Raw genomic sequence first — 23,851 nt, 5'->3', positions numbered from 1 at the left:
CTGTCCGGGCCCGCGGGTCACGACGCGGCCGGTGCCGCCTCGTCGGCGGCGAGGACGGCCGCGAGCGCGGCGGGGGTGATGTTGCGGCCCGAGACCACCGCCACGACCCGTCCGTACACGGCGACCTTTCCGGCGAGCAGGGCGGCGACCGGCACCGCTCCCGCGCCCTCGGCCACGTATCCACGCTCCGCGGCCAGGTAGCGCAGCGCGGTTCGGATCTCGTCCTCGGTCACCGCGACCAGTTGGTCCACATGCCGTGCGACGAGGCCGATAGTGGCCGATTCCGGCTCGATGTTCCCGGCAAGGCCGTCGGCGAGGGTCGGGCCGATGCCGACGGGCACGCGGCGGCCCGCCCCGACCGCCGCGGACACGGCGGTGGAGGCCGCGGCCTCCACTCCGACGACGCGCACGTCCGCGCGGCCCGCCGCCCACAATCCCAGCCCGGAGGCGAGCCCTCCGCCGCCGATCGGACACACCACGGTCAGCGGGCCGTCGACCTGCTCGTCCAGCTCGTGGCCGATCGTGCCCTGGCCCGCGATGACGTACGGATCGTTGTAGGCCGATATGTAGTGGCAGCCCGGCGTCTCGGCGAGTGCGAGCGCGTGTTCCTCCGCCTCGTCGAAACTCTCGCCCGTGCACACCAGGTCCACGTTCAGACGGCGCAGCCCGTCCACCTTCGCTGCCGAGGCGGTCTCCGGGACCACCACGGTCGCCCGCCGGCCGAGCGTCCTGGCCGCGAAGGCGACGCCCAGCCCGTGGTTGCCGGCCGACGCCGTCACCACGCGGGTACCCGGCGCGGCGGCCACGGCGTTGAGCGCGCCCCGGACCTTGAACGACCCCGTGGGCTGCAGGCTCTCCAGCTTCAGCCCAGGGTCGCCGGGCGTGCCCGCGCCCGGGTCCACCGGAGTGGGACGGAGGTGCTCCCGAATCACCTGGCTGGCATTCTCCAGGTCGTCGCGCCGGGGAACGACGACGTCTCGTACCGATCGGTTCTCGCCCATGTCCCGATCATGGACGTGGCCCGTTCGTCGCCGCAGCCCGCTTGGTCCTTTACGTTGTAGATTCGTTCAGCGCCTCGTGGACGAGGGCGATGTCGGCCGGGTCGGCGGGCCGGCCGTTCTCCGCGGCGGCCTGGGCCACGAGCAGTTCGCCGGTGTGGGCCACGTGAGCGCGCATCGCCGTGGCGGCGGCGTCCGCGTCGCCCGCGAGCACGGCGGCGAGGATCGGCTCGTGCTCCGCGGCGACGTCCGCCAGCGAGCGGGAACGGTCGACGGTGGAGGCGCCGAGCGTCACCGTGGCGTCCCTGAGCCCGGCGACGACCTCGGCCAGCCGCCGGTTGGCTCCCGCGGCGAGGATCGCGTCGTGGAAGGCCCGGTCGTGCCGCATGAAACGCGGCTCGTCGTGGTCGGCCGCCGCGGCGCGCATCGCCTCCAGTTCCTCGTGCAGGGCACGGGCGAGGCCGGGACCGGCGTGGCGGGTCGCCCGCCTCGTCGCGGGCACCTCCAGCAGCAGCCGCAGGTGGAACACCTCGGCGATCTCCCGGGGGTCGCGGCGCAGCACCCGGAAACCCCGGCTCCGCTCGAACCGGACCAGGCCGGCCTCCGCCAGCCGGAGCATCGCCTCGCGTACGGGGGTGCGGGAGACGTTGAGCTGCCCGGCCAGCCGGTAGACCGAGTACAGCTCTCCGGGCCGCAGCTCGCCCGAGTGGATGGCCTCCCTTACCGCCTCGACGACCTGCTCGGTGAGACTGGAAGTGCCGGCGACCGCTCGCACCGTCTGACCACCCTCCCGAGGGCCGTGGGCCCGCCCGCGTCCGGGCGGCGCGTTGACACGCAGCATGCTACATGCCAGGTTCCCATCGGGAACCCCGCACCGGCATCGCGCGTGCCCGCATGAGCCCCCGGATGGAAGGCCAGCGATCGTGATCGTCCCGAGCAACCCCGAGTCCGTCTTCACGTACGGCGCGCCCGCGCTCAAGTTCGGCCCCGGCGCGTCCGCCGAGATCGGCTTCGACCTCGGGCAGTACGGCGTGCGCCGCGCGCTGGTGGTGACCGACGCCGGCGTGGCGGCGACGGGCGCTCCGGCGCGGATCGCGGAACAGATCGCCGGGTTCGGCATGCACGCGGAGGTGTACGACGGCGTCCGCGTCGAGCCCACCGACGAGAGCATGCTCGCGGCGATCGAGCACGCCCGCGCGAGCGGCCCGTGGGACGCCTTCGTGGCGGTCGGCGGCGGATCGAGCATCGACACGGCCAAGGCCGTCAACCTGCTGACCACCAACCCGGGCGAGCTGATGGACTACGTCAACGCGCCGATCGGCGCCGGACGCGCCCCCTCGCGTCCGCTCAAGCCGCTGGTCGCGGTGCCCACGACCACGGGCACCGGTTCGGAGAGCACCACCATCTGCGTGCTCGACGTGCTCGGTCTCAAGGTCAAGACGGGGATCAGCCACGCCCGGCTCCGCCCGGTGCTGGCGGTCGTGGACCCCGGCCTCACGATGACGCAGCCGCCCGAGGTGACCGCCGCGGCGGGGATGGACATCCTCTGTCACGCCCTGGAGAGCTACACCGCCCGGCCGTACACCTCCTACGAGCGCAGGCGGCCGGAGGAGCGCGTGCCGTACTGCGGGTCGAACCCGGTGGCGGACATGTGGTCGGAGCAGGCGCTCCGGCTGCTCGCCGGCTCGTTCCGCACGGCCGTACGACACGGCGACGACGCGCAGGCGCGGGGCGCGATGGCGCTGGCGGCGACGTTCGCGGGGCTGGGGTTCGGCAACGCGGGCGTGCACATCCCGCACGCCAACGCCTATCCGATCGCCGGGCGGGTGAAGGATTTCCACCCGGCCGGCTATCCCGGTGGCGAGCCGATGGTCCCGCACGGCATGGCCGTGGCGCTGACCGCGCCGGAGGCGTTCCGGTTCACCTTCGAGGCGGATCCCGCGCGACACCTGCGCGCGGCCGGGCTGCTCGACCCCTCGGCGGCCACGCCGGACGACCCGGCGGAGTTCCTGCCCGGCGTGCTGACCGCGCTCATGCGCGACGTCGGCATGCCGAACGGCATCGGCGGCGTCGGGTACGCGGAGGGCGACGTGCCGGCGCTGGTGGAGGGGGCGATGAGGCAGCAGCGGCTGCTCACCACCTCACCCAGGCCCGTGGCGGAGGACGACCTCGCCGGCATCCTGACCCGGTCGCTCGCGCTCTGGTGAACCGCCCGCGGGGCGGGTGCGGGCGATCGCACGCACCCGCCACTGACGCAACAGCGCCCGCACCCGCGTGAAGCGGGCCGCCGCCCCGCGTACCGCCCCGGCTGAGACCGGCGTCCTTGTCAGACACGACCTAGGCGCAGGTCCTCGCCTCCGGCGCGCAGAACCGGGCCTCGGGGAAACGCTCCGACGGCCCGTCCAGCAGGGCCCCCGGCCGCCCTCCCAGGTGCAGGTCGAGGAACGCCCTCACGTACGCCCGGGTGACCTCCACGGTGCGGGGGCCGGGAAGGCCGCCCCCGAGGTCGACGCCGATCTGACGGGCCAGCAGGTCGTAGTCGGTGAACGACGCGTGCACCGACCCGGTCACCACGAGCCAGCGCCTCCACCCGGACAGGCGCCCCCAGTCGCGGTCCCACGTCGCGTCCTCGCCTCCCGGCCCGTGCGCCTCCTGGCCCAGGAAGAGGAACGGCCGCGCCAGCCCGGTCACGGGAATCGGGACGAACATCGTGCCGTCCATGTCGATCCCGGCCCGCACTCGGCCGTCCCTCAGCATGGTCTCGGCGGCGCTCGCGCCCCCGAGCGAGCTGCCCGCCATCGCGATCCGGGACGGGTCGATCAGGCCGCCGCCCTGCCAGGCCGTGCGCGGGCCGGTCAGCCGGCCGAGCACGAAGGAGACGTCGGCCGCCCGGCTCCGCACCGCCCTCTCGCCGAAGTCCTCGCCGGACTCGATCCGGCAGGCGGCGCACGTGGCGACCCGGCCGTCGGGGAAGGTCGTCGCGAAGCTCTCGTACGTGTGGTCGATCCCGGCCACCACGTAGCCCCTGCTCGCCAGGTCCTCGGCCAGGGCCGTCAGGGAACTGGCCGGCCACGTGAATCCGGGAGAGAGCACCACGAGGGGCAGAGAGCGGCGGGCTCCCGCCGGCTTCGCGTCGCGGAACGCGTTGGTCCGCGTCCTGCTCAGCACGTCGGACGGCACGCCGGTCACCCCGGTGCCATCGAGGACGAGTTGCGACTCGGCCGGCGTCATGTACGGCGCCCGCCGCCCGCCCCGTGACTTCGCGGGATACCACAGCGTCACCATGAGCTCGCGCGCCTTCGCCTCCGGCACCCACGGGTCCGGACGGGAGAGGTCCTTGAGATACAGCGACGTGGTGCCGACCGGATGGGAGCCGGTCGGCGTAGGCAGGTACGGCAAGCGGCCCGGCTTCGCGGACGCCGGAGAGGAGGCCGCCGGCACCGGTGCGGCGGAGACGGAGCCGTACGTGGACGCCGAGGCGGGCGACGGGACGCAGCACAGCGCGGCCAGCAGAGTGAGCCCCCCGGCGGCGACCAGGCCCCGCGCCGGGAGGCGGCGGCCCCCCTGGGGAACGGACGCCGCTGTCGTTCGGGAATGGGTGGGTGACATGGCCTCATCCTGCGAAATGGATCCGGGGACGGGCATCGGCCGAAAGCAGGGTCGGAGCCGCCTGCGTCGTACTTTCGGACGTTTCGGCATGGACGCCCTCAGGGCCCGGACATGGCCGTCGCGCTGGGAACTGGTTCCCTTCGCCGTAGACGATCTCCGTGACCGGGACGGCACGGCGACGCCGCCGGCAGGCCGGCGACCGCGCCGCCGGCAGGCCGGCGACCGCGCCGCCGGCAGGCCGGCGACCGCGCGGCCGGTCCGGCCGTCCGCCGAGCTCGCGCGTCACGCGGTCAGCGATGCGACAGGGTGGAACCGGAACGGCCCTTGATCACGCGAAGCTGGGCGGGGATGCGCACCCGCAGTTCGGCAACGTGACTGACGACACCGACGGCGCGGCCGCCCTCGCGCAGGCCGTCGAGGATGTCGAGCACGTCGTCGAGCGTCTCGTCGTCGAGCGTGCCGAAGCCCTCGTCCACGAAGAGGCTGCCGATCTCCGCGCCGCCCGCCTCCGCCGTGACCACGTCGGCCAGGCCCAGCGCCAGGGCGAGCGAGGTGATGAAGCTCTCGCCGCCGGAGAGCGTGGCGGGGTCGCGTTCCACGCCGGTCCAGGCGTCGAGCACGCGCAGGCCCAGCCCGCCGCCCGACCGGCCCCGGTCGCCCGCGGACCGGTTCAGGTCGTGCCGCAGCAGATAGCGACCGCTCGACATTCGGTCGAGGCGCTCGTTCGCCGCGTCGACGACCTGCCGGAGCCGCTCCCCCAGCACGTACGCCGACAGCCTCATGTGCCACCGGTTGTCGCCGGACGTTCCGGTCGTCAGCTCGGCGAGCCGGCGCGCCAGGCGGTGGCGCTCCTCGGCGGGCCGGTAGGCGCGCAGCGCGGCGTCCAGTTCGCCGGCGAGCCCCGTGAGCTGGTCGAGCCTGCCCCGCGCCCGGTCGCGCGCCGAGGTGCGGGCGGCGTGGTCCCGCTCGGCCCGCTCGTGGCCGGCCTCCAGCTCCGGCAGGTCCGCGCCCGGCTGGGCCGCCGCAGCCACCAGCTCGGGGTCGGCGAGGAGCCCCTCGACCGTGGCGCGCTCGGCGTCCAGGTGACCCAGCCGCTCGGACATCGCCTCCCGGTCCTCCGGCGTGCGGACGGCGGCGGCCGCGTGCTCAACGCTCGCGAACCCCTGCTCGGCGGCGGCCCTGGCCGCCTCCGTCAGCGCCGCCCGGCTCTCGCGGTCGGCGGCGGCCGCCGCGACCGCCGCCTCGGCGGCCTCCCTGAGCAGGTCCGCCTCCTCCTCGAGCCGATCGAGGCGGGCGGCGAGCGAGGCGTCCTCGCCGCGGGCGGCGTCGATCACCTCGGCCAGCCTGTGCTCGTCGGCCACCAGCCTGTCCCGGTGCGCCCGCGCCTCCGCGATCGCCGCGCCGGTGCGCGCGGCCCGCGTGCCCAGCTCCTCCAGCTCGGCCGCGAGCCGGGTGGCGCGGGCGGCCAGCTCCTCCTCGGACGCGGCGAGGGACCGGGCGCGCGCCAGGTCCGCCTCCGCCGTCACGAGGTCGCCCTCCAGGCCGGCGGAGAGCCGCTCGCCCTCCGCGAGCAGGGCGTCCCTCCTGGTCCTGGTCTCGGTCAGCAGCCCGGTCAGCTCCGCGGCCCGGTCACGCGCCGACTCCAGCTCGGCCGCGAGCCGCCCGGCCTCCCCCTCGGCGGCCGCGACCGCCGTCTCCGCCGCGCGCAGCCGCGACAGCTCCTCGCGGGCGTCCGCGAGGGCGGCGGACGCGTCGTCCTGAGACAGGTCCCCGGCGCGCGCCGCCGCGTCGCCGAGCCGCGACGAGAGCGCGGCGACGCTCGCCTCCGCCTCCTCACGAGCCCGCTGGGCGGCTTCGAACGCCTCCTGCGCGGCCTGCTCGTCGTCCGCGGTCGCGGCCCGTGCCGCGGGCGCGGCGGGGCGGGGGTGTTCGGTGGCGCCGCAGACGTCGCAGGGCTCCCCGGCGACGAGCCCCGCCGCCAGTTCGGCGGCCATGCCGTCGATCCTGGCCTGGCGGACCTCCTGGAGCCGGTCCCTGCGTTCCTGGGCCAGGTCGACGGCCGCGCGCCGGTCGTGCTCGGCCGCCTCCAGCTCGGCGGTCAGCATGTCACGCAGCCGCGCGGCCGCCAGGCGCTCCTCCGCCAGGTGGGCGGCCGCCTCCAGGGCGGGGACGCGCGCGGCCATGTCGCGTAAACCCCTGAGCCGTTCCTCGGCGCCCACCAGCAGCGCGGGCAACTCCGCCTGCGCGGCCCCGGCCCGCGCCTCCTCCTCGGCGAGCCGCGTCAGTTCGGCGTCCAGCAGATCGGCCTGCTCGGTGACCTCCCGCACCCGCAGCGCGGCGTCCCTGGCGGCCGTGAGGCCCGGCAGGCTCGCCGCCCCCGTACGCGCCCGGGCGAGCCGTTCCTCGACGTCGAGCCGCTCGGCCGGCAGAGCCGCCCGCCGCCGCGTCAGCCCGGTCTCCTCCTCGGCCAGCTCGGCGAGCCCGCGTTCGGCGTCCGCGCGCTCGTGGCGAACCTGCCGAAGGCGCTCCTCCTCCGGGAGGATCTGGCGCACCCGGGCGACCTCGTCGCGCCGTTCCCGCTCCAGCACGGCCAGCCGCTCGGGATCCGGCCGCTCGCCGTCCGGTCCCTCACCCGGCTCCTCACCCGGATCCACGCGCGGTCCCGCGAGGGAGCGCGACGCCGTGAGGCCGGGAAGCGCGCGGAGCGTGGCGTCGGCGGCCAGCCGCCGCGCCTTGGCCGCGGCCTCCGCCCGCTGGCCGGCCTGCCGGATCAGCGGCGCCACCCGGTCGGCCCGCGCGGCCTCGTCGAGCATCGCCTCCAGGTCCGACCGCTCGTCCGCCGCCGCGTCGAGCTCCTGCCGCCGGGCCAGGGCGGCGGCGTGCCTGCGCTGCCGGTCGGCCAGGGCCCGGCCCTCCTCCAGGCGGGCGCGGGCGGACAGCAGCGCCTCCTGGCTCGCCGTGCCGGCCGCGACCGCGCCGGCGAGCGCGCCGCGGGCGAGGTCGAGCACCTCCCGCGACCAGGCGGCGGGCTCGGAGGCGTCCTCGGGCAGCGGCAGGTCGTCTCCGGCCGCGCCGCGCATACGGTCGAGCACCGACTCGACCCGCTGGCCCAGTTCCTGGGCATCCCGCCAGGTGCGCGTCCGATGGTCGGCGAGCCACCGCTCCACGTCGCCGAACACCCGCACGGAGAAGAGCCGTTCGAGCAGTTCCCGCCGCTCCTCGCCGCCGGCCCGCAGGAACTTCGCGAACTCGCCCTGCGGCAACATCGCGACCTGACAGAACTGGGCCATGGTCATGCCGGTCAGCGTGTTCACGAAGTCGCCGGCCTCGTCGCTGCGGGTGCTGCGCGCGATCCACTGCCCGCCGGGCCCGGTCAGCCCGTCGACGAGTTCCTCGACCAAGGCCTTGGCCTTCTCCTCCACCAGGCCCGTGCCCCTCAGCTTCGGCCGCATCCAGGCGGGCGAACGGGTGATGCGCAGGCGCCTGCCCCGGATCGTCACCTCCAGCGTCACCGACGGCCCCCGGTCGGGCGGCGCGTGGTCGCAGCGCAGACTCCGAGCGCTCTCCCGCTGGCCGGGCACCCTGCCGTAGAGGGCGTAGCAGACGGCGTCGAGCACGGTCGTCTTCCCGGCGCCGGTCGGCCCGTGGATCAGGAACAGGCCCGCCTCGCCGAGCGCGTCGAAGTCGACCTCCTCCGTCCCCGGGAACGACCCGAACGCGACCAGGCGCAGCCGATGCAGCCTCACCGGACCTCCAAACTCGTCCACGGGCCGGGCCCGCGCCCCCGCACCACCACCCGCATGGACAGGCTCCTCATGCCACCCTCTCGCCTGGCGGCTCGGGGTCGCGTCGTGCCGGAGGCGCGCAGGTGACCCAGCCGGATCGCGCTGTGCCCACCGATTCGCTCGCTCATACGCTCTCCTTGATGCGGCACGCCTCGACCGCCTCCTCCAGCAGGCGCCGTTCGCCGTCGTCGGCGGGCTCGCCGCGGACCTCGCGGACGAAGTCGAGCGCCACCTCTATCTCGGGCCGGCCGGCGATCCTCGCCCTGGCCGCCGGTCCCCGCGCCACGCCGTCCGGCTCGAAGGCGAGCGCCAGCGCGTGCGGGAAGCGCCGGCGCAGGCGCTCCATCGCCTCGCGCGGCCGCACCGGGTCGGTCAGCGTCACCTGCAGCCAGTGATCCTCGTACCAGTCGTAGCGACCGTCGGTCAGCAGGTCCTCGATGCGGCCCCGCACCGTGCTCACCGGCCGGGGCACGGGGGCGGGGACGAACTCCGTCCCGCCCGTGGCGAGGTCGACCAGCCAGGAGCCCTTGGTGTGGCCGGCCTCGGAGAAGGAATAGGCGATCGGCGATCCGCTGTAGCGAACGGTCTCGCTCATCACCTGGCGCCCGTGCAGATGCCCGAGCGCCACGTAGTCGACCCCGGCGAAGGCGCTCAACGGCACGTGGGAGACTCCGCCGACGCTGATGTCCCGCTCGCTGTCGCTCGCCTCTCCCCCGGTCACGAAGGCGTGCGCGAGCACCACCTTGCGCGCCGCCGGGTGCGCCCGGACACGCTCCATCGCGTACGAGACCGCGGCGGTGTGGCTGCGCTCGGCCAGCTCCCACGGCCCCCGGACGAGCTCGGGCTCCAGATAGGGGATGCCGAAGAACGCCACGTCGCCGATCACGACCGGCTCCCAGGCCCGGCCGGGGTCGGTGCGCAGATGCACCCGCTCCATGAGGTCGGCGCCGAAGCCCAGCCGTACGGCGGAGTCGTGGTTGCCGCTGATCAGCACGGTGTGCACGCCGAGGGTCTTGAGCCTGGCCAGCGCCTCGTTGCACAGCGCGACCGCGTCGACGGGCGGCAGGGCCCGGTCATAGACGTCGCCGGAGACCACCACGACGTCCACGCGCTCGGCACGCACGGTCTCGACCAGGTGGTCGACGAACGCCGCCTGGGCGCCGAGCAGGCTCTCGCGGTGGAACGACCGGCCCAGATGCCAGTCGGAGCTGTGCAGGACACGCATGTCGCAGGAAGCTAACAGGTCCCGCCGACAAACGCGGCCCCAACCACCCCTCTGGTGGGCGTGGTAAATGGGAAGTAATGACTTAGCCTGGATTCGGTATCGCGCGCACGCATGGGGGAGCGGCCTCATGAACGTCGGCCGGGGCACTCTCGGAGTGATCGCCGGTGTGCTGATGGTGGTGCTCGCCTCCGTCGGCCACCTGCTCTCCCCGCCGGCCTTCGACCCCCCACCCCTGCCCGCTTCGCCCCGGTTCAGCGAGATACCTCCCCAGCCCACCGTCGAAGTGCGCCCGGTCGCCCGCACCGACAGGTTCCGTACCGAGACGATCCTCGTCCCGGCGAGGGACGAGACGCTGAAGGCGACGATCAGGGCGCCCCTGTCCCCTGGACGCCACCCGGCGATGGTGTTCGTGCAGGGCTCGGGATCGGGTGACGGCGGGGAGTTCACCCAGCAGGCCGAGTGGCTGGCCCGGGCGGGCATCGTGACGCTGGCGTACGACAAGCGGACCGTGGGCTACTCCTTCCGCAGCCGCGATTTCGGGCTGCTCGCCGACGACGCCCTGCGCATGCTGCGGGTGCTGCGGGAGCGGCCGGACGTCGACCCGGCGCGGGCCGGCCTGTGGGGGGTCAGCGAGGGGGGCTGGGTCGTCCCCATCGCCGCCGCCCGCGATCCGCAGGCCGCTTTCGCGGTCCTGGTCTCCTCGCCGAACGTCTCGCCGCTGCGCCAGGTCGCCTGGGCGCTGAACGAGCAACTGCTGCGCCTGCACGCCCCGACCGGCGTGCGCGACCTGCTCACCCGGGCGATGGGCGGGGTCGGCTTCGACTTCCTGCGCTACGACGGGGTGCCCGCCCTGCGCGGGATCGGTCAGCCCGTCCTCGCGTTGTACGGCACCGACGACCCGTCCATTCCCTTCGTGGAGAGCACCGAGGCCCTCACCGGCGCCCTGACGCGGAGCGGCAACACCGACTACACGATCCGCTTCCTCGCGGGGGCCGACCACGCCATGCGGATCCGCGGCGGGCCGTACGCGGCGTACTACCTGCCGACGCTGGCGAACTGGATCAAGGACCTGCCGCGCACGGCCAGGTCCCCGCTGCCGATCGCGGGGGCGACCCCGGTGCAGCGTTTCGAGGCGAGCGACGTGCCGGCCGCGCCGTGGTGGGGGGACAGCACCATCCTGTGGCTCACGCTCTGCCTGGCCGCGGTCGGATACGTCGCGGCGCCGGTCACCGAGATGGTCGTCCGGCTGCGCGGGCGCGACCTGCGGCTGCAGGCCAGGGTCCACTTGTGGCCCGCCCTCAGGCGGCGACTGCGCCGGATGGCCTGGACCGCGCTCGGCGAGCTGGCCGCCGTCATGGCGTTCATCACGCTCATCGTGCTGTTCTCCGTCAACCAGGCCGGCGCCTGGCCCGCCGTGCAGGCCGGGTGGCTGGTCGTACGCCTGCTCGCCATCGTGATGCTCGTGCAGACGGTCACGGTGTTCGCGGCGGTGATCGGCGGCCTGCGGGACGGGTGGGAGCCGACGCCCTGGCAGAAGAGCGTCCTCGCCGGCGTGCTCGGCGGAACCGCGCTGCTGCTGCTGACCGCCGCCTACTACGGCCTGTTCGCCTTTCCCTGGTAGCCGGTCCGGGTTCGGGCGGCCGTCCCCGACGCCCTTAACCTCTCTCCGGGCGCATCATGACCCGCGACCCGGATCCGGCCGGCCGCGGGGGCCCGCCACCGGCCGTTCGACCGCGGATCGAGAGCCGGTTCCCACGATAGGGACGAGCCCTGGTCAAATCCGGGTACGAACTTCCCCGGCTCGCGGCTGCCACCGGTTTTCCGCGGCCGGCGTCGCTTCAATTAACACGTGGTCACCCCTGATCTGGCACCCCGGAAGGGCGCCGCGCCGCCGACGCGTCGCAGCGGGCCGGCGCGAAGAGCCGCCGCGCTCATCGGCTGGGTGGCGCTGTCGGCGGTGCTGCCCGGCGCGGCGCACCTTCGGGCGGGCCGGTGGCGCACCGGACTGCTCCTGCTCGGCGGCTACCTGACCGTGGCCGTCAGCGTCGCGGGCGTGGCCGCGGGCGCCGACGCGGGCCTCGCCGGGCACGCGCTGGGCTGGCTGAGCCAGATCTCCCTGGTGTTCGCGGCCTGTGCCGTCGCCTGGTTCTGCCTGGTCGTCCGCTCGTACGTCGTCCTGCGTCCCGGGCGGCTGCCCCGCTCCGGGCAGATCCTCACCGGCCTGGTCGCGGGGGTGCTCGCGGTCCTCGTCGCGGTGCCGTTCGCGGTCGCCGCCCGGTACGTCCGCGTGTCCGAGCAGACCCTCGACTCGCTCTTCAGCGCATCGGACGGGTCCGGCCAGGTGGGCGGCGCCGTACGCCGGGACGACCCGTGGGCGGGCCGCGACCGGGTCAACGTGCTCCTGCTGGGTGGCGACTGGGGCGACAACCGGATCGGGATGCGCACCGACAGCATCAACGTCGCCAGCGTGGACGTGCGGACCGGCAACACGGTGCTGCTCGGACTGCCCCGCAACCTGGAGCACGTCCGCTTCCCCCCCGGCAGCCCCATGGCGGCCCGGTTCCCCTTCGGATTCCAGCTGCCCGAGTCCCGCCCCGGCTGGCGCGAGGACCTGCTGTTCTCGGTGTGGCAGTACGCCGACGACCATCCCGAACTGTTCGGCGGGCGGCGGCACATGGGCGCCGAGGTACTCAAGGAGACGGTCGGTCACATCCTGGGCCTGCGGATCGACTGGTACGCGCTGGTCAACATCTGGGGCTTCGCGAAGATGATCGACGCCCTCGGCGGGCTCGTGGTGGCGGTGGACCGCGACATCGTGTACGGCCTGTACGACGAGGGCGTCGTCAGGGCGGGCACCCGGCGGCTGACCGGCACCGAGGCGCTGTGGTACGCCCGCTCCCGCACCGGCAGCGACGACTTCGACCGCATGCACCGGCAGCGGTGCGTCCTCGGGGCCCTGCTCTCCCAGGCCGACCCGGCCACGGTGCTGACGAGGTTCACCGAGATCGCGGCGGCCACGCGCGGGCTCATCCGCACCGACGTGCCCCGGCCCATGCTGGAGCACCTGGTGCCGCTGGCGTGGAAGGTCAAGCACGCCGCGATCAACAGCCTGCAGTTCGTGCCGCCCCTGATCAGCACCGCTTATCCCGACTGGGACCGGATCCGGCTGCTCACGGCCAGGGCGATCCGCGCCTCGGTCCACCCCCAGGCCGGCCCGTCCGCCGCGTCGGCCGGCTCCTCGCCCGCCGCCGCTCCGCGCCGGCACCGGCACCGGCACTCCCCGTCGCCCTCTCCCACGCTCGTGCTCGCCACGCCCGGGACGCCGAGCTCGATCGACGACGGCTGCGGGACGCCGCACACGGCGACGGCCCGCTGAGCCGTCAGACGCGGAAGGTCTCGCGGGCCATGCGGCGTACGCGATCCTCGTCCACGTTGTGCCCGAGACCGGGCTGGGTGAGCGGCACGGCGACGACCCCGCCGGAGGCGCCGACCGGCGGGAGCACCACCTGGGCGCTGCGCGGCGGCTCGGCCACGTCGCTGGGCAGGGAGCAGCCGGGCAGGCTGGCGACGGCGACCGTCGCGGCCCGGGCGAGTCCCGCGCCGAGGCCGCCCGCGCAGACGATGTCCCACCCGGCCTCCACCGCGCGGTCGTGCGCGCGCCGTACGGCGCCGAGCGAGCCGATCTTCGCGGGGCGCAGCAGCAGCGCCCGGCCCGCCCTGACGCTCACCGCCTCGTCGAACTCGGCCACCGAACTCACCTCGACCGCGACCGCGGCCGACACCCTGTCCTGCAGGTCGGCGCTGGTCAGCAGGTCCTTGAACGGGCGCTCGATCGCCACCACCCCGTAGGCGTCCAGCGCCTCCAGCTGGGCGATCTCGGTGTAGGCGCCACGCCCGTCCACCGCGATGGCGAGGCCGGGGTAGGCGGCGCGCACGGCGCGCAGCGGCTCCACGTCCCAGCCGGGGTGGACGTCCAGCGTCACGTGCCCGTAGCCGGCGCACACGTGCCGGTTCACCCGGGCGACCATGCTCTCCAGCGAGCGGTCCGCCGTCAGCCGGACGGTCGCGATCAGCGAGGTACGGCTGCCGCCGAGTGCGTGGGCGAGCGGGACGCCGTTCATGCGGCCCCACAGGTCCCAGCAGGCCATGTCGCCGGCCGCGCCGCCGGGGTTGTCCCCCAGCTCCGAGGGGTGCTCCCAGTCGAGGCCCACGAGCGCGGGCAGGGCCCGCTCCAGCGGGCCGGCCTCGCCGGGATCGACGGCCTCGCCCCAGCCGACCATGCCGCCGTAGTCCGTGATCTTTACCAGGACGGTCTCCGGACGCCTGCCGTACGGCAGGGTCATCCTGAAGACCTCCAGCTCCCGGACACGCGGCACTCGGATCCCCTTAATTCTTTCCCCGGGGTCCCCGCCCGCGGCCGGGCCGGACACGGCGCCTGGCGGAATTTCCGGGATTCCCTAGACCTCCATGGTGCCCGCTTCGCGGCGGTGCTCGAAACGGCCGCCGGCCAGTGCGGCCGTGCCGGCCATGACGACGAGCAGGCTCAGGCACGTCAGGTAGACCCACGGCAGGCCACCGTACGCGGCGAGAAGCGCGCCGGTCAGCGAGACGGCGACGACCGAGAAGACCGACTCGCCGACGCTCAGCGACGCGCTGTTGCGGCCCTCCTCCCCGGGCGCCGACAGCTCCAGGACCAGCACCGACAGCGTCGGGAAGACCATGCCGATGCCCAGCCCGGCCACCACCCAGCCCGCGAACACGACGGGGACGGGCACGGCGGGGATGACGGCGGACGCGGTGACGCAGATCCCGGCGGCGATCAGCATCGCGCCGAGACGGATGGTCAGCGCCCGCGCGTGCGGCCTGCGGCCCTGGATCCAGGACCCGAGGGACCAGGCGAGGGCCCCGCCGGTGAGCGCGAGACCGGCCTCGGCCGCGTTCAGCCCCCGCTCCTGCACCAGCATCAGCGGCACGAACACCTCGGCGGCGAAGAACGACCCGGCGGCCAGGCCGCGCAGCGCGACCACGGTGGGCAGGCCCCGGGCGGCGCGCAGCGTCCCCGTGGGCAGCAGCCTCGGCAGCGTCAGCGCGAGCACCGCCAGCCCGGCCACGACCAGGGGGACGCCCGCACCGGCCGCGCCGCTGCCGTACTGCAGCAGGGCCGCGCCGACCGCGGCGCACACGCCCCAGGCGAAGCGGGGCAGGAAGGCCCGGCCCATCGCCTCCCTCGGCTGCCCGCCCGCCGCGGGCAGGCCGCGCCACATGATCAGCGCGGCGGGGACCGACAGCACCGCGACGCCCAGGAAGATCCAGCGCCAGCTCCAGGTCTCCGCCACGAACCCGGTGACCGCCGGGCCGACCACGGACGGCAGCACCCAGGCCGCCGCCAGCGCCGAGAACACCCGAGGGTGCATGGCGGAGGGATACGCCTGGGCGACGAGGACGTACAGCGCCACGTTGAACAGGCCGCCCCCGAGCCCCTGGAGGAACCGGCCGACGAGGAAGACCTCCATGGCGGGCGCGAACCCGGAGACCGCCAGCCCGGCGACGAACCCCGCCACCCCGGTCCACAGGGCGGGGAACGGCCCCCGCGCGTCGCCCCAGCGGCCGCCGAGCACCGTGGCGATCACGGTGGCGGCCATGCCGCCGCTGAACGCGAGGCCGTACAGGTGGTAGCCGTTCAGCTCGCGGCCGATCAGCGGCATCGCGGTGGCCACCGCGAGATACTCGAACGCCACGAGCATCACCAGGGCCACGATTCCGACGCTCAGGGCCCGGTATCGCTGGCTGAAGACGGCCGGGGCGGTCATCACCGAAGTCATGATACGGACATTACAAATCACCGTCCCGGCGCGGGAATGCGACCTTGGTCGTAGGACCGGCGCTCGATCGCGGCGGCCATGAGGCCGGGAAAGGCGTCCGGTGTGCAGGCGAAGGCCGGCACGCCCATCGCGGCCAGCGCCGCCGCGTTGTCGTGGTCGTACTGCGGCGCCCCCTCGTCCGACAGCGCGAGCAGCACGATCACCTGGACTCCGGCGGCGGTCAGCGCACCGATCCGGCGCAGCGTCTCCTCCCGTGGCCCGCCCTCGTACAAATCGCTGACCAGCAGGAATATGGTGTCGGCGGGCCGGGTGATCAGCTGCTGGCAGTAGGCCACGGCCCGGTTGATGTCGGTGCCGCCGCCGAGCTGGGTACCGAACAGCACCTCAACGGGATCGCGCAGCCGGTCGGTGAGGTCGGCGACGGCCGTGTCGAAGGCCACGAACGAGGTCTTCAGCGAACGCATCGAGGCGAGCACCGCGGCGAAGACCCCCGCGTACACCACCGAGGCGGCCATCGAGCCGCTCTGGTCGACGGCCAGCACGACCTCCCGCCGCACGGCCCGCTGCCCGCGGGCGTATCCGACCAGCCGGGACGGCACGATGGTCTTCCGCTCGGGCAGGTAGTTGCGCAGGTTGGCCCGAATCGTCCGGTCCCAGTCGACGTCGGCCGCCCTCCTCGGCCGGCTGGTCCTGGCCGAGCGGTCGAGCGCGCCGCCGACGGTCGCCAGCGTGCGCCGCGTCAGCCGCTCCTCCAGCTGCCGCACGACCGTGCGGACGACCGCTCTGGCCGACTCGCGGGCGCGCTCCGGCATGAGCCGGCCCAGTGACAGCAGCGTGCCCACCAGGTGCACGTCGGGTTCGACGGCCTCCAGCATCTCGGGCTCCAGCAGCAGCCGGGTCAGGTCGAGCCGCTCGATGGCGTCCTTCTGCATGACCCGCACGACGCTGGAGGGGAAGTACTCCCTGATGTCCCCCAGCCATCGGGCCACGCGCGGCGCGGACGCGCCAAGGCCGGCGCCGCTCCGCTCCTGCTCGTCGTAGAGGGCCGCGAGAGCGGCGTCCATGCGGGCGTCCGCTCCTTCGAGCGTCCCCTCCGCCGCGCCGCCGAGCACCAGCCGCCAGCGGCGCAGCCGCTCGTCCTCGCCGTCCATCAGGGCCTCCCGCCCGTCTCGCGCCCCAAGATCTCCCGCACGGTCCTTACGGCTCCCGCCGCCAGCCCGTCGTCGAGGTCCGCCCCCGCGTCACCGCCCGGTTCCGAGGAGCGGAGCGCGGAGCCGGAGCGGATCCGCCGGCCGATCATCCGCCGCTCGGGCGCCGGGAACGCCCCGAACGTGCGCCGCAGCAGCGGCAGCGCGTCCGCGAACTCCTGGGAGGACAGGCCGGTGAGCCAGGCGTCCACGGTGGCGAGCAGGCGCGGATCGTGGACGAGCAGCAGGCCGCCCCCGGACAGGAAGCCCTCGATCCAGGCCGCCGACCGGGCCGGGGGGTTCCCCGGCGACATCGACCGGGCCATGCGCGCGGCCACGTCGTCCTCCAGGGCCTCGGCGTCGGACAGGATCCGCACGATGCGTCCGTCGAGCAGCCCCGGCAGGTCGTCGCGGCGGGCGACCGCGCCCAGCGTCGTGAGCCACCGCCTACTCCCCATCGGCGCGGCCGCCCCCGTCAACCCGGCCGCGTCCATCAACCCGCTGGCCGCGTGTACCCCGTCGACGAGCGCCGCCATCGCGCGGGCCGCGTCCTCGTCCAGTCCCGTCAGGGCGGGGGACAGCCCGGCGCAGATCCGGGCGAGCATCGACTCGGTGACGTCCGCGAGGCCCTCCGTGCCGCGCACGTCGCCGTACCGGCGGGCCCGCACGAGCGCGGGGAGCGCCGCCATGAGGTGGCGCACCTCGCCGTCGAGCGCCGCCCGGTCCTCGATGCGCGCCAGGACGTACGGCAGCGCGCCGGGGAGGTGAGCCGGCAGGCAGCGCTCGACCAGCGCGGCCAGTTCGGGCAGGCCGGCGCCGTCCGCGAGGTCACGGACGCGGGCCGTCGCCGCCGACTCGACCGTGATCCCCCACACGGCTGCCTCGATGAGCGCGACGTCGAGCTCCGGTCGCCACTCCAGCGACCAGGACTCCTTGAACGTCCCCTTGCTCCGGGCCCGCCGGGGCGTTCCCCAGGGCACGTCGAGCAGGGCGAGCCGGTGCAGCAGCCGGCTGCGGCCGAGGTCGAGCGGCCTGCGCAGGTCCAGGTCGTGCTCCCCGGTGAGGGTCTCCGGCTTCATGCGCAGCCGCCGCTGCTCGTCACGCAGGTCCCGCCGCAACGGCACCATCGGCGTGGCCTCCGGCACCCGCCCGAGCCGCTCCCCCACGACCATCCGCCGCTGGACCAGCTCGACCTTCGGCTCGTCGCCGTCGCACAGGACCGCCCTGACCGCCTCGGTGACCTCCGACAGCCCGGCGAGCGGCCTGCCGCGCAGCGCCGCCAGCCCCCCGGCCAGCCGGACGGCCTCGATGACGTGCGCGGAGGAGACGGGCAGGCCCTCCTCACGCAGGATCGCGGCGGCCCGGGCGAGCCAGCGCTCCACCGGCCGGTCGGGCGCCGTGAACAGGTGCTCGTACCACCCGGGCGCGGCGACGCCCGCGCCGTAGCCCGCGCCCGCGGCGAGCCGTCCGTGGGTCCACGGCACCCACGTCATCTCGACCCTGACCTTGGGCAGGCCGCGCAGCAGCCGCTCGTCCTCCGCCGCCGAGGGCGGGCGGCCGGGGCCGGCCGGCGCCCCCTCCGGCACGGCCGTGGCGGGCCCCCGGACGCGGCGGCCGGGCGGAGTGAGCACGGGCGGGCCCAGCGCGGGCAGGGTCAGCGCGGGCAGGGTCAGCGCGGGCGGGGTCAGCGCGGGCAGGTGCCAGGCCCCGCAGACCACCGCGATGCGGGCGAACCCCTCCCGCGCCGCCTTCCGCAGCGTCCTGCGCATGTACGCCTCGCGCCGGGCCTCGACGCCCTCCGCGACATGCCCGTCGCGCACGGCCCGCATCGCCTCCGCGATCACGTCGAGCGTCCCGGCCTCGCCGCGGTGCTCGACCAGGTCCTCCCACCACCGCTCCGGGTCGTCGTACCCCGCCGCGCGGGCCAGTTCGCCGACGGGGTCCCGGCGTACGGGGTCGGCGTCCAGCGCGAGGGCGTGGGCGGCGGGCAGGTCGCAGAACCGCGCCTCGACGCCCGCCCCGGCCGCGTAGGCGATCGCCTGCCATTCTGGCGAGAACTCCGCGAACGGCCAGAACGCGGCCCGCGACGGCTCCCCCGGCACGTACGCCAGGAGCGCGACCGGCGGGCGCATGCCGGGGTCGGCGGCGAGCCCCACGAGGCCGTCGGCCTCGGGCGGGCCCTCGACGAGCACCAGATCGGGCCGGATCCGGTGCAGCTCGTCCCGCACCGCCCTGGCCGATCCCGGCCCGTGGTGCCGCACCCCCAGCACCCACACCTCCGGCACGCCCCGGTCCTCGCTCGCGCCCCCGCGCCCTCGGCGGGTCCCGCCATCTGGGTCAGAGGCTGGACCGAGACCCCCGCCACTCCCCCGGGCACCCCGATCACCGCCGCTCACGGTGCCGTCGCGGCCGCCCCCACCCCTCGAACCGTCGCGGTCGCCGCCGTGGGCCCCTGTGCTCGGCCCACTGCTGCGGCGAACCCGGTGCGGGCCCGGGGGCGCGACATCCCCGGCGGTCTCACTGGCACCCGAACCGGCACCGCCACCCGCGCCCGCACCGCCACCCGCGCCCGCAGCGCCACGGGCAACCGAACCGGCACCCGCACCGGCACCGGCACCGAGGGGCACGGTGCCGCCGTCGTACGGCGCGCGCGGGCCGGACGAGGCGCCGGCGGCGATCTCAGCCGGCATCGCGGCAGGCCCGGTAGAAGTCGCGCCAGTCGTCGCGGCCGCGGACGACGGTCTCCAGGTACTCCTGCCACACCACGCGATCGGAAACCGGGTCCTGGATCACCGCCCCGGCGATGCCGCCCGCGACGTCGGCCGGGCGCAGCACGCCGTCCCCGAAGTGGGCGGCGAGCACGATCCCGCTGGTGACGACCGAGATCGCCTCCGCCGTGCTGAGCGTGCCACTGGGCGACTTGACCTTGGTCCGGCCGTCGGCGGTCACCCCCGCCCGCAGCTCCCGGAAGACCGTCACCACCCGGCGGATCTCCTCCAGCCCGGTCACGGTCTCCGGCAGCTCCAGGGCACGGCCGAGCTGCGCCACGCGCCGGGCCACGATGTCGACCTCCTCCTCGGTGGTGGCCGGGACCGGCAGCACGACGGTGTTGAACCGCCTGCGCAGCGCGCTCGACAGGTCGTTGACCCCGCGGTCGCGGTCGTTGGCGGTGGCGATGACGTTGAAGCCCTTGGCCGCCTGCACCTCCTCACCCAGCTCCGGGATCGGCAGCGTCTTTTCCGACAACAGGGTGATCAGGGCGTCCTGCACGTCGGACGGCATGCGGGTGAGCTCCTCGACCCGCGCCAGCCGTCCCTCCGCCATGGCACGCATGACCGGGCTTGGCGTCAGCGCCTGACGGGAGGGGCCCTCCGACAGCAGCCGGGCGTAGTTCCACCCGTAGCGGACGGCCTCCTCCGCCGTGCCCGCCGTGCCCTGCACGAGCAGGGTCGAGTCGCCGCTGATCGCCGCCGCGAGGTGCTCGGACAACCAGGTCTTGGCCGTGCCTGGCACGCCGAGCAGCAGCAGCGCCCTGTCGGTGGCGAGCGTCGCCACCGCGACCTCGACGATCCTGCGCGGTCCGATGTACTTGGGCGTGATCTGACCGCCGTCCCCCAGCACGTAGGTCGTCACCGCCCAGGGCGACAGCCGCCAGCCCGGCGGGCGCGGCCTGTCGTCGGTCTTCCCGAGGACGGCCAGTTCGTCGGCGAACTGGTCCTCCGCGTGCGGACGCAGAACGCTGGTCATGCAAGCTCCTCCAGCATGTCGAAGCGGAACCGCAGGATCGCGGCCAGTTCGGGGACCTCCACCACCCGCGTGTGCATCGCGGGGTCGAACCGCTCGCCGGCCAGCCGGACAAGCTCGCCGGCGTTCCACGGCTGCGTCCGCGTGGTCTCGACGATCTTCTTGAGCACGGCCTTCGCCAGCCGGGGCCCCCACGGTCGCGGCACGCCGCCCAGCATCATGACCATCTGGCCGTCCACGGGATGGCCCGCCACCAGCTCGGCCGCCCGCTGGGACCGCTCCTCCGGCGGGAGCACGGCCAGCAGGTCGGTCAGCGGCTCGGCCTCGAACAAGGCGCGGGCCCACGTCGTGTCCCGCTGCAGGATGGCGGCCCGGGTCCAGCCCATACGGACCTCCCGCTCCCATTCGCCGATCCGGGTGCCGGCGATCTCGTCCGGCGGCATGCCGAGATGACCCGGCCAGAACGACAGCGGCGTGTGCGCCACCACCTGCTGCAGCCACCAGCCCCGCGTCTCCATGCCGGCGGGCGGCCGCGCCCTGACGCCGTCGCGCTCCATCGCGGCGTCGCAGGCCGCCGGCGGCTCCGCCCGCACCCCGGCGCCCCTCCTGGTCACGAATCGGCGCACCCGCGCGGTCATGCGGCGGGCCAGCCGCGACTCCGGCAGTCGGGTGAGGAGGTCGGCGGCGGCCTGCCGCACCTCGCGGCGCCGATCGTCCAGCACCGCCTCCAGGAACGGCTCGTCGGCCATGCCGAGTCCGTCGGCGAGGATCGTCACGAAGACGGTCCGGTCCTCGGGCGTCTCCGCGCCCCAGCCCCGTGCCAGCAGGTCCCTGGCGGCGGCGGGGTCGCGGCGGCGCAGCGCGGCCAGGAAGGCCCGCCTGTCCCCGCTCGTGCCGAGCTGCCACACCTCGTCCGGGGGGACGTGCGCGGGCTCGGCCAGCAGGTACGCCCAGGCGGAGTTGAGACCGGCGAGCCACCGGCCCCGGGCTCCGGTGACCGCCCCCAGGTACGCGCGGATCGACCGGTCCCGCGCCCCGAGGTCGAGCAGCCCGGGGATCAGCTCGGCCGGGACCCGCACCCGCCGCGCGGCGGCCGTCTCCAGCCACTCGGTGAGCAGTCTGCCCTGCTCGCCGCCGAGCATCCGGGCCAGCCGGTCCGCCGCGGCGCCGGGCACGAGCGGCAGCGTCTCCGCCGCCGCGGGGGCCGGCGGACCGCCCCTGCCCGGCCGCCGCCCCGCGCGCGTCCTCACCACCTGCTCGGCCGCCTGCTCCAGCAGACTCTCGGGCGGGACGCCGCGGCGATCGGCGCCCACCAGCGCGGCGCACACCAGCTCCTCCCACGGAACGGTCATCGGGCGGCCCTCCTCCGCGTGGCGGCCGCCTTCGCCCGCCGCCGTACGCCGAGGCCGGCCGCTCCGGCGCGAAGGCGGCGTGCGCGGCCGGGGCGAGCCGCAGGACCAGATCGCCGGGAGGGTGCCGCGCGACGCGCCGCGGGCACGGCAGGGCGACCGGCAGGCGCGAGCGCGCGCGGCACGGCGGCAACCGGGCACGGCACGGGCACGCCCAGACGCGACACGACGACAACCGGAACCGGTGTCATAACCGCACCACCCCACCCTCTTCGTCCCATGTGGTGAGCGGGAGCAGCCCGCGCGGCGTCCACTCGGCGGCGACCGTCACCGGCCGTCCGCCGGAGACGGCCAGCAGCCGCCACGGGACGCCCGCGGACGGATGCAGCGGCAGCGCGTTCCCCTCCTCGTCGGCGAGGCCGTCCAGGCAGGGGACGACGCCGGCGAGCACCAGCGGCCACGAATCGGCCCAGGGGTCGGCCGTGAGCACCTCCGCGATCAGCGCGGGCACCCGGGAGACCGTCGTCCCCGGCGGCGGTCCCGCGTCGGCGAGGCCGTACCGCTCGGCTACGAGGGCCCGCAACGGCGACGCCCCCGGGTAGAACGCCAGATCGGCGTCGATCGTCGTGCCCAGGGCGAGTGACGCGTCCGGCGGCTGCCCGGCCGGCGTGAACGACAGCACCATCGCCGCACGGCCCGTCGTACGGCCCGCGAGCCACACGCGCCGGGCGACCAGCCGCTCCTGCTCCTCGTCCCGGCTGCCGACGACGTCCCAGTGGTCCCGAACGGCCGCGGTGGCCAGGACGGACTCCCGGGTGACGGGGAAGCCGACCCGCGCCCGCACGGTCTGCCGCAGCGGCTCGGGCAGCGCGGCGGCGCGGCGGTGGGCGACCGCGAGCAGATGGAGCAGCGCGTACTCCCCGAGGAGAAGGCCCGGCCAGTCTTCCGCGTGCAACACCCGTGAGAGCCGGGCGACGGTCCCCGCCACGCCGGGCGCCTGCGCGTCGACCAGCCGCCTGGCGAGGTCGTCCCAGTCCGCGAGGCCCGTCTGGCGGGCCTGCGCGATCCCCTGCGCGACCTGGTCGGCCAGCCACCGCTCCAGCTCCGACAGGCCCGCCGCGACCCTGCCCTCCCGCTGCTCGGCCTGCGCGCGCCTGGCCGCCGCCCGGCCACCGGCGTCGGTGCCGGCGATGGCGATGGCACGGTCGCGGCCCGGCTCGGCGTCACCCGTGCCCCGGGTCGCGACCTGGCCCCACCGTTTCGTCACCCGCCGCACAGTAGCCACGCGGTCCGACAAAAACGCGGGCCGGCGAAACGCGCTCCGGCAGTGCCGGGATCGGCGGCCAACAGCCGGCGCCCCGGCCGGAAGCACGCCGGGAGGAGTTGTCGGTGCCGTATGGCAGGGTCGCGGCCATGAGCGAGCTCCCCGAGGCGAACTACTCGAAGAAGTGGGACGACGATTCCCGGCCGGTCCTTCCCCTCGTCGGCGACGAGCGGGAGATGCTGACGGCTTTCCTGGACTGGCACCGCGTGACGTTCGCGCTCAAGTGCTCGGGCATCCCCAAGGAGCGTCTGTCGGAGAAGGGGGTGTCGCCGTCGGGGCTCAGCCTCCACGGAATCCTCCGGCACCTCGGGGGCGTCGAGCGGTGGTGGTTCCGCATCCAGTTCGCCGGTGAGGACGTCCCGCTCCTTTACTACTCGGACGACGACCCCGACCAGGACTTCGGGGATCTGGACGGGGACGCCGACGAGGCGTTCGCCGTGTGGCGGGCCGAGTGCGAGCGCTCCCGCGAGATCGTGGCCGCCGCCCGCTCGCTGGACCAGACCGGCGTGCACCGCGCCACCGGGCAGCCCGTCTCGCTGCGCCGGATCCTGGTCGCCATGATCGCCGAGTACTCACGCCACAACGGGCACGCCGACCTGCTCCGCGAGCGGATCGACGGCGCCACCGGCCAGTGAGGACACGATCCCGCCGGACCCCGGCCCGACTCCCCGGACGCGCGTGACGACGGCACGCAGACCGCTGTGTCCGGGGCCCGTCGTGCCCGGACGGCACAACGGGTTCTCGCCCCCGGTGGAACGGGAGCCCATGTCGTCGCATCTGGGGTAACCGGCGGGCGCCGATGCCGCCG

The 23,851-nt window shown here is 75.2% G+C and carries 17 protein-coding genes; 4 read left to right on the top strand and 13 right to left on the bottom strand.

Annotation, left to right across the window (positions count from 1 at the left end; all coding sequences use genetic code 11):
- Positions 1-17: 17 nt before the first annotated feature.
- Together HHX41_RS10025 and HHX41_RS10020 are read right to left on the bottom strand one after the other, a co-directional pair.
- Positions 18-1,001, bottom strand: coding sequence for a threonine/serine dehydratase (locus HHX41_RS10025; RefSeq protein WP_182905727.1), 984 nt, complete (start codon positions 999-1,001; stop codon positions 18-20).
- Between the two features lie 49 nt (positions 1,002-1,050).
- A complete protein-coding gene (locus tag HHX41_RS10020) occupies positions 1,051-1,773 on the bottom strand; it encodes a GntR family transcriptional regulator (RefSeq protein WP_310741903.1) in 723 nt (240 codons plus the stop codon).
- A 148-nt stretch (positions 1,774-1,921) separates the two neighbouring features.
- Between HHX41_RS10020 and HHX41_RS10015 the strand changes: the two genes are divergently transcribed.
- Entirely contained in the window at positions 1,922-3,205 is a 1,284-nt protein-coding gene (locus HHX41_RS10015; RefSeq protein ID WP_310741902.1) for a hydroxyacid-oxoacid transhydrogenase, read from the top strand.
- Between the two features lie 130 nt (positions 3,206-3,335).
- Here the strand turns inward: HHX41_RS10015 and HHX41_RS10010 are convergent, their stop codons facing one another.
- The 4 genes from HHX41_RS10010 to HHX41_RS09995 form a co-directional block, all read right to left on the bottom strand.
- Positions 3,336-4,607: an alpha/beta hydrolase gene (locus HHX41_RS10010; protein ID WP_182905724.1), complete on the bottom strand. Its 1,272-nt coding sequence runs from the start codon at positions 4,605-4,607 to the stop codon at positions 3,336-3,338.
- Between the two features lie 290 nt (positions 4,608-4,897).
- The gene (locus tag HHX41_RS10005; RefSeq protein ID WP_182905723.1) at positions 4,898-8,353 is read right to left on the bottom strand and encodes an AAA family ATPase; all 3,456 of its coding nucleotides are present in this window, start codon (positions 8,351-8,353) and stop codon (positions 4,898-4,900) included.
- Positions 8,350-8,520, bottom strand: a complete 171-nt coding sequence (locus HHX41_RS10000) for a hypothetical protein (protein WP_182905722.1) — start codon at positions 8,518-8,520, stop codon at positions 8,350-8,352. Before HHX41_RS10000 ends, HHX41_RS10005 begins: the two co-directional genes overlap by 4 nt.
- Positions 8,517-9,617: an exonuclease SbcCD subunit D gene (locus HHX41_RS09995; RefSeq protein WP_182905721.1), complete on the bottom strand. Its 1,101-nt coding sequence runs from the start codon at positions 9,615-9,617 to the stop codon at positions 8,517-8,519. Before HHX41_RS09995 ends, HHX41_RS10000 begins: the two co-directional genes overlap by 4 nt.
- Before the next feature lie 127 nt (positions 9,618-9,744).
- On the opposite strand from HHX41_RS09995, the gene HHX41_RS09990 reads away from it, so the two are divergent.
- Together HHX41_RS09990 and HHX41_RS09985 are read left to right on the top strand one after the other, a co-directional pair.
- Entirely contained in the window at positions 9,745-11,238 is a 1,494-nt protein-coding gene (locus HHX41_RS09990) for a S9 family peptidase (protein WP_182905720.1), read from the top strand.
- A gap of 228 nt (positions 11,239-11,466) precedes the next feature.
- Positions 11,467-12,993, top strand: a complete 1,527-nt coding sequence (locus HHX41_RS09985) for an LCP family protein (protein WP_182905719.1) — start codon at positions 11,467-11,469, stop codon at positions 12,991-12,993.
- A 4-nt stretch (positions 12,994-12,997) separates the two neighbouring features.
- On the opposite strand, the gene HHX41_RS09980 is transcribed toward HHX41_RS09985, so the two are convergent.
- The 7 genes from HHX41_RS09980 to HHX41_RS09950 form a co-directional block, all read right to left on the bottom strand.
- Positions 12,998-13,993, bottom strand: coding sequence for an enolase C-terminal domain-like protein (locus HHX41_RS09980; RefSeq protein ID WP_169980464.1), 996 nt, complete (start codon positions 13,991-13,993; stop codon positions 12,998-13,000).
- Between the two features lie 81 nt (positions 13,994-14,074).
- Positions 14,075-15,439, bottom strand: coding sequence for an MFS transporter (locus tag HHX41_RS09975; protein ID WP_182905718.1), 1,365 nt, complete (start codon positions 15,437-15,439; stop codon positions 14,075-14,077).
- Positions 15,440-15,456: 17 nt separating this feature from the next.
- Positions 15,457-16,590: a VWA domain-containing protein gene (locus HHX41_RS09970; RefSeq protein WP_182905717.1), complete on the bottom strand. Its 1,134-nt coding sequence runs from the start codon at positions 16,588-16,590 to the stop codon at positions 15,457-15,459.
- A complete protein-coding gene (locus HHX41_RS09965; RefSeq protein WP_182905716.1) occupies positions 16,590-18,911 on the bottom strand; it encodes a DUF5682 family protein in 2,322 nt (773 codons plus the stop codon). The genes HHX41_RS09970 and HHX41_RS09965 overlap by 1 nt, the downstream gene beginning before the upstream one ends.
- Before the next feature lie 394 nt (positions 18,912-19,305).
- Positions 19,306-20,373, bottom strand: a complete 1,068-nt coding sequence (locus HHX41_RS09960; protein ID WP_182905715.1) for an AAA family ATPase — start codon at positions 20,371-20,373, stop codon at positions 19,306-19,308.
- The gene (locus HHX41_RS09955; protein WP_182905714.1) at positions 20,370-21,722 is read right to left on the bottom strand and encodes a DUF5691 domain-containing protein; all 1,353 of its coding nucleotides are present in this window, start codon (positions 21,720-21,722) and stop codon (positions 20,370-20,372) included. Before HHX41_RS09955 ends, HHX41_RS09960 begins: the two co-directional genes overlap by 4 nt.
- A 244-nt stretch (positions 21,723-21,966) precedes the next feature.
- Positions 21,967-22,986 (bottom strand): SWIM zinc finger family protein, encoded by a 1,020-nt coding sequence (locus HHX41_RS09950; RefSeq protein ID WP_182905713.1) that lies wholly within the window; start codon positions 22,984-22,986, stop codon positions 21,967-21,969.
- Positions 22,987-23,132: 146 nt separating this feature from the next.
- On the opposite strand from HHX41_RS09950, the gene HHX41_RS09945 reads away from it, so the two are divergent.
- Entirely contained in the window at positions 23,133-23,678 is a 546-nt protein-coding gene (locus tag HHX41_RS09945) for a DinB family protein (protein WP_182905712.1), read from the top strand.
- Positions 23,679-23,851: the final 173 nt, after the last annotated feature.

It is taken from the genome of Microbispora sp. H13382 (assembly GCF_014161445.1).
Lineage (GTDB): Bacteria > Actinomycetota > Actinomycetes > Streptosporangiales > Streptosporangiaceae > Microbispora.
Note: the sequence above shows the minus strand (reverse complement) of the source record. Positions and strands in the feature narration are given on the sequence as shown.

Bases quoted from the DNA above. Each gene is read 5' to 3' on its own strand.
- HHX41_RS09995 (WP_182905721.1), bottom strand. From the start codon at position 9,617: ATGCGTGTCCTGCACAGCTCCGACTGGCATCTGGGCCGGTCGTTCCAC.
- HHX41_RS09970 (WP_182905717.1), bottom strand. From the start codon at position 16,590: ATGGACGGCGAGGACGAGCGGCTGCGCCGCTGGCGGCTGGTGCTCGGC.
- HHX41_RS09990 (WP_182905720.1), top strand. From the start codon at position 9,745: ATGAACGTCGGCCGGGGCACTCTCGGAGTGATCGCCGGTGTGCTGATG.
- HHX41_RS10010 (WP_182905724.1), bottom strand. From the start codon at position 4,607: ATGTCACCCACCCATTCCCGAACGACAGCGGCGTCCGTTCCCCAGGGG.
- HHX41_RS09955 (WP_182905714.1), bottom strand. From the start codon at position 21,722: ATGACCGTTCCGTGGGAGGAGCTGGTGTGCGCCGCGCTGGTGGGCGCC.
- HHX41_RS09945 (WP_182905712.1), top strand. From the start codon at position 23,133: ATGAGCGAGCTCCCCGAGGCGAACTACTCGAAGAAGTGGGACGACGAT.
- HHX41_RS09960 (WP_182905715.1), bottom strand. From the start codon at position 20,373: ATGACCAGCGTTCTGCGTCCGCACGCGGAGGACCAGTTCGCCGACGAA.
- HHX41_RS09975 (WP_182905718.1), bottom strand. From the start codon at position 15,439: ATGACTTCGGTGATGACCGCCCCGGCCGTCTTCAGCCAGCGATACCGG.
- HHX41_RS10025 (WP_182905727.1), bottom strand. From the start codon at position 1,001: ATGGGCGAGAACCGATCGGTACGAGACGTCGTCGTTCCCCGGCGCGAC.
- HHX41_RS10000 (WP_182905722.1), bottom strand. From the start codon at position 8,520: ATGAGCGAGCGAATCGGTGGGCACAGCGCGATCCGGCTGGGTCACCTG.